Consider the following 4,983-nt stretch of genomic DNA (forward strand, 5'->3'; position numbering starts at 1 on the left):
TGCAAATGCACGTCGATCTCATGCAAAAGCTTCAACGCATCTTCCTCCGAATACCGCTTCCGTGCCATCTCCAATCCCTCCTGTGACACCAAAATAGTGGCACTGTTTTACGGGGCTAAGACAGGCTGACGTTGCCCCCTGATCCGGGCCGTTCAGGTGTGGAATCTGTTCCTGTTTCTTTCGGTTGAGATTGACGTAAACAGTTGGAGCTAGCCCGCCAAGCGATGTGTGTGGTCTCTGTGTGTTGTAATCGATCCTCCAATTCTCGATGATCTCCACGGAACATCCACTATGGCACTGGTTTTCGAGCAGCGAGCGCGCGTGGCGGGGAAACCGAGTTCACAGTGGGGATTTCACTTCCCTTTGCTGCGCCGGGCTCTAAGATCAGCGGCTAGTCCGAACCGAATACTCAATCTAAGGGCCGCACCGGTCGATTAGAGGCGTTGCTGTCGTGTTCGCGTGAGCCGATGTTGGCCCTGTCGCATCTACAAAGATGTCAGCGCGACTACCTGAGACCACAGGAGATCAGGAACCTCGACCGGGTCCAAATGGCGGCGCGGCACGCCTGGGACGCGCGCGCCCGCGTCGGCTGCGATTGCCTCGCTCACGCGTGCAAAACGATCTGCCAAGGCCCCACCATGCGCACCTGGTTCGATCAGAATGTAGAACTGACCAAGATCATGGGGCGATCCGTTCGGCAGCTTCAGGCCCTTGACATCAAGCGAGTTGACGGAGCCCGTCAACCCGGCTGCGAGGGCTTCGACCATCAAGCCAAGTGCCCATCCCTTATGGCCCGCAGCCGGCTGCAGAGCACCCTCTAACGCCGCCTCGGGATCGGTCGTCGGATCGCCCCGGGCATCGACGGCCCATCCAAGCGGGATGTCCTCGCCCGCCGCTTTCGCCATCGTGATGCGACCCAGAGCCACTGCTGATGTCGAAAAATCCGCATGCATCGCAGGCGAATCTTGACCTGGGATGGTAATCGCCATGGGATTCGTACCCAGAACGGGTTGCTTTCCGCCGGGTCCGGCAACGATGGCGGACGCATTTGTGAAGCCAATGCCGATCAGACCATGTGCTGCGATCTGTTCGGTGAAGAAGCCGAGCGAGGTGCAGGTATGCGAATGCGCGACGCTGAGCGCGGCGATACCGTTTTCGCGTGCCGCGACCACGGCGGGCGACAATGCTCGGGTGAAAGCTGGCTGCGCAAACCCAAACCGCGCGTCGACTGTAACCGCACCCGGCCTGGGTGTGGCAACAACGGGCTCGACACTGCCGTCGACCCGGCCTGAGGCGAGCTGCAAGCAATAGCTTTCCAGGTAGTAGAGCCCGCAGATCACATTACCGGTTTCCTCGGCCCTTGTGACGGCGCGTGCGACTTCGGTGGCCTGCCATGCACCGGCACCATGTGCGATCAACGCAGCCTTGGTTCTCTCTTCGATTTCAGCCAGGGAAACCTGCATCGACCCCTCCTTTCGCCCAGCATCAGTCTGTATCCATCGTGTCCGGTCCGGCGCCCTTGGCGCGGGAGGCGTCGGTTTCCGGAACGTAGGTATGGCTCGCAAGCGCCTCAAGCGATTTCCAGGCGACGTCCGATACCGCGCGACCGCGCCAGTCTGGCGACACGCCCGCGTGTTGCGCCGGATCAATGCGGGTCACCGTTATGGTTTCTGCAATGCAAGGGGCGGGTTTGCCGGTTTGCACCACGCCAGCCGAGCTGCATGATATGGCCCCGCCAGGCCACTCGACTCGCCATCCACTGCCGTCGCAAGCCATCATCAGGCAAGGTGCGACCAGCAATAGCGGTGCGGCGACGGGACCAAAGTGAGACGCGGCAGACGGTGGCGCGTCAGACAGTTCTACAAGTGCCGCCAAACCGCAGGCCGGGGCACCGGAACTGCCATCGCACTGGCATGCGCGAGGGTTGGTGAGCAGCGTGGCCAGCGCCGCCGCGCCTCGCAATCCGTTCGCCTCCAACTGTCGTACCGCAAGACCGGCCTCTTCGGCCATTCCCCAGGGACAGCCTGCTCCGCGCGCCGCTTTGCCGCAAGTCGCCTGAATCTCGGAGAGGGTGCGGACCGTCGCGCTCATACCACCACTTCCGACCGCACCGGTAGCACCCAATCGTCTTCAGGCAGGTCGTGTAGCTCATGAGGGAACGGCGCGTTCTGGTACATGGTTATCCGCACCCAGCGGTCCGATCTCGGATCGAAACGGGTGGCACCAAAGAATGCAAGCTTGGCGCGAAGCATGTCGATCGGCATAATCTCTGCGTCGATCAGGTTGTCCCGGATCTCGGCGTAGGGCGCGGCTACCGAAAACTGGACCCGCCGAACGATGCGCCGATGGTGGGGATGGTCGCGGAGGAAGTCGGCAACGGTCCGGTTCATGGCCTCTCGCGAGACGTCGCGTGCCAACAGGGCAGCGGCGCGGGCAATGTCCAGAGGTTGCTCAAGCTCGCCGCCCGGCTCTTCATGGCGCTCGCCAAGGCGTGGTTCGAGCTTTGCTTCTGAGACATACCAGAACCGTGCACAGGTCGATGGCGCTTCGTAATCGGTTTCCAAAGCCCAACCGTAATTTGCCTTCAGGATCCGGGCCAAGCGCAAAACGGGGATCGTCCCGTCGATCCGAAACGCAGCAATCTCGTCTGCACCCATGGTGTTGGACAGGTCGTCGACAAGCTCCCCATGCGGTTCGAGCATCAGGGACACAACCAATTCCTGCCCCTCGACGGACAGCGCAGTTTGCGCCCAATGCCAAAGTGCATCCCAAGGTTCGACCTGTTCAAGCGCGCCTGCAGAAACCACATCGGCCAGTCGCCGGATATCGCCTCGAAGCTCGGTGAGTTTGGCAATTTGCACCGGTTGGTCCGAGTGCCAGGAGGCCACCAACGCCCGCGTCCGCTCGAGTGCTTCCGAAAATGCCGCACGAGATCCGACATCGGACGCACTCAGCCCCCTGACCCGTGCCAGTGCTGTCTCTCTGGCAAAGATCCAGGCGTTCAAGAGCGCCGGATGGTTAACCAGAAATGGTGCCATCCCCAACCCTGTGGAATTTCCGATCCCCAAGCGGCGTCGCAGGGCCGGATCAAGCCGAGCTGCTGCAGCGCCACCCTGTGCTTTCGCAACGTGCTCGACCAGATCCAACACGAAGGCGCGGATCAGCCAGACGGTCAGCATCTCTGCACGAAACGGCCCGTCCATGAGTGGTCGTCCCGCAAAGGTGGCATAATCTGCAGCGCCGAACTTGCCGGAGCCGTAGACCGCCGTCGTGCGCATCAGATAGCCTACATCCTCAATCCGCGTGGCATCGGGCTGCGCGCCTTGCGCCAGCCGTGCGACGACATGGTCCCAGAGCCGGGCAGAGCGGTTAGCACGGGATAGCACCAGTTCGCTGTCGCTCACGCGCCCGGCTTCCTGCAATGGCACATTTGCAGCAAGACGTTCCAAATCGTGGGCATCGACATCGCCATCGACAAGAGCGAAGGTCGCGTCCCACGCTTCGGCAATCACCCGGTCCGAACGCAGTTCGTCAGGCAGATCATGAGAGAAGGCGACGAGACTGTAGCACTGACCTTGCCCGCGCACGCGGTAAACGGCGCGGCCGACGCCGTCCGCGTCGATCTGCCAGAGCGGACGGTCCACCTGCCAGCCCCCACGCCGCAGACCGCGTAAGAGCGCTCGCATAAAGCTGATACGGGTTTGGTGCGCCGCACCGAGCCGTTCGAGGCACATCACCTGTTCGGGGGGACGTAAGGCCTTCATCGGGCGGGTCCGAAGCTTTTGTCGAAAAACCGCAACCAGTTTTCGCCAAGAATGCCCGCAGCCTCGTCCTCGGAAAACCCTGCAGCCCGAAGACCCGCCGCCAATCCGGGGAAGTCGCGGTTGTCACGGAAGAACTTCGGCTGAGGCGGGAACCCGGGTGCGGCCGCCGAGCCTTCGCCATAGTCGATCTGCTTGGTCCAGCGTCCGACGCGCATCCACTCGACAACACTGTCGGGCTGGTCCTGACAAAGGTCAGACCCAATGCCCAGGCGGTCCACCCCCATCAAATCGGCAGTCTCAGCAATCATGCCGCAGAACTCTTTCAGTCCGCAGTCCGACCCGCCACTCAGGTGGTGCGGGTAGAGGGAGAAGCCCAGCATGCCGCCTGTTTCCGCCAGCGCCTTCAGGACGGTGTCGGACTTGTTACGGCGGGCCGGGTGCCATCGGGCAGGATTGGCATGTGTGATCGCGATGGGTCGGGAACTCGCCTCAATGGCATCCAGTGTTGATCTCTCGGCAGAATGGCTCATGTCGACGACGATACCCACACGGTTCATCTCGGACACGACTTCCCGACCCATCCGCGTCAAACCTGGATCCTCTGCCTCGTAACAGCCCGTCGCCAGCAGCGACTGATTATTGTAGCTGAGCTGCATGAAGCGCAAACCAAGACTATGCAGAATTTCGACGAGGCCGATGTCATCTTCGATCGGCGCGGGCGTCTGTGCACCAAAGACGATAGCCGTGCGCCCCGTGTTCTTGGCCGTTCGGACGTCTTCTCCAGTGCGGGCATGCAGTATGAGATCCGAATAGGTCTCAAACATGCGGTTCCAGGCCTCTATGTTGGCAACAGTCTCGCGGAACATCTCATGATACGCTATGGTCACATGCACTGCGTCCACGCTGCCTTTCCGCATCTCGCGAAAGACTTTTTCTGACCAGTTGGCGTATTGCAATCCATCGATGACATGAGCGCCGCACATCGTTCTTCCATTTCCTAAAGAGCGTCCCGGTTCAACATTGCCGCCAAGCGAACCCAAAGCAAAGCCTTTCCCCGGATTCGACTCTCAAGCCGGTACGCACTCGAAACAGGCCGCCTTGTAGTCCATTCCAGCCCAAACCGAACATTCGATCTATTGCCCGCTCTGGCCGCTTACAGAGCTAGGGATTCGCACAAGTACCGGCTTGTTTTCGTTTCAAATCGCTCACAGGGGCGAGA

4 protein-coding genes and 1 pseudogene are annotated in these 4,983 nt (G+C 61.0%); all 5 read right to left on the minus strand.

Going from position 1 to position 4,983, the window contains the following annotated elements:
- Positions 1-183 precede the first annotated feature (183 nt).
- A pseudogene (locus SLH47_RS26520) lies at positions 184-276 on the minus strand (integrase core domain-containing protein); the annotation flags it as partial.
- Between the two features lie 209 nt (positions 277-485).
- Positions 486-1,463 carry an Ldh family oxidoreductase gene (locus tag SLH47_RS26055; RefSeq protein WP_320244041.1) on the minus strand — a complete coding sequence of 326 codons (978 nt, stop codon included), beginning with the start codon at positions 1,461-1,463 and terminating at the stop codon, positions 486-488.
- Positions 1,464-1,485: 22 nt separating this feature from the next.
- Positions 1,486-2,091, minus strand: a complete 606-nt coding sequence (locus tag SLH47_RS26060; RefSeq protein ID WP_320244042.1) for a DUF3726 domain-containing protein — start codon at positions 2,089-2,091, stop codon at positions 1,486-1,488.
- On the minus strand, positions 2,088-3,764 hold the full coding sequence (locus SLH47_RS26065) for a hypothetical protein (protein WP_320244043.1): 1,677 nt from the start codon (positions 3,762-3,764) through the stop codon (positions 2,088-2,090). Before SLH47_RS26065 ends, SLH47_RS26060 begins: the two co-directional genes overlap by 4 nt.
- A complete protein-coding gene (locus SLH47_RS26070; RefSeq protein WP_320244045.1) occupies positions 3,761-4,747 on the minus strand; it encodes a membrane dipeptidase in 987 nt (328 codons plus the stop codon). Before SLH47_RS26070 ends, SLH47_RS26065 begins: the two co-directional genes overlap by 4 nt.
- Positions 4,748-4,983 lie beyond the last annotated feature (236 nt).

The sequence above is a fragment of the Cognatiyoonia sp. IB215182 genome (assembly GCF_033963905.1).
Lineage (GTDB): Bacteria > Pseudomonadota > Alphaproteobacteria > Rhodobacterales > Rhodobacteraceae > Yoonia.

Bases quoted from the DNA above. Each gene is read 5' to 3' on its own strand.
- SLH47_RS26055 (WP_320244041.1), bottom strand. From the start codon at position 1,463: ATGCAGGTTTCCCTGGCTGAAATCGAAGAGAGAACCAAGGCTGCGTTG.
- SLH47_RS26060 (WP_320244042.1), bottom strand. From the start codon at position 2,091: ATGAGCGCGACGGTCCGCACCCTCTCCGAGATTCAGGCGACTTGCGGC.
- SLH47_RS26065 (WP_320244043.1), bottom strand. From the start codon at position 3,764: ATGAAGGCCTTACGTCCCCCCGAACAGGTGATGTGCCTCGAACGGCTC.
- SLH47_RS26070 (WP_320244045.1), bottom strand. From the start codon at position 4,747: ATGTGCGGCGCTCATGTCATCGATGGATTGCAATACGCCAACTGGTCA.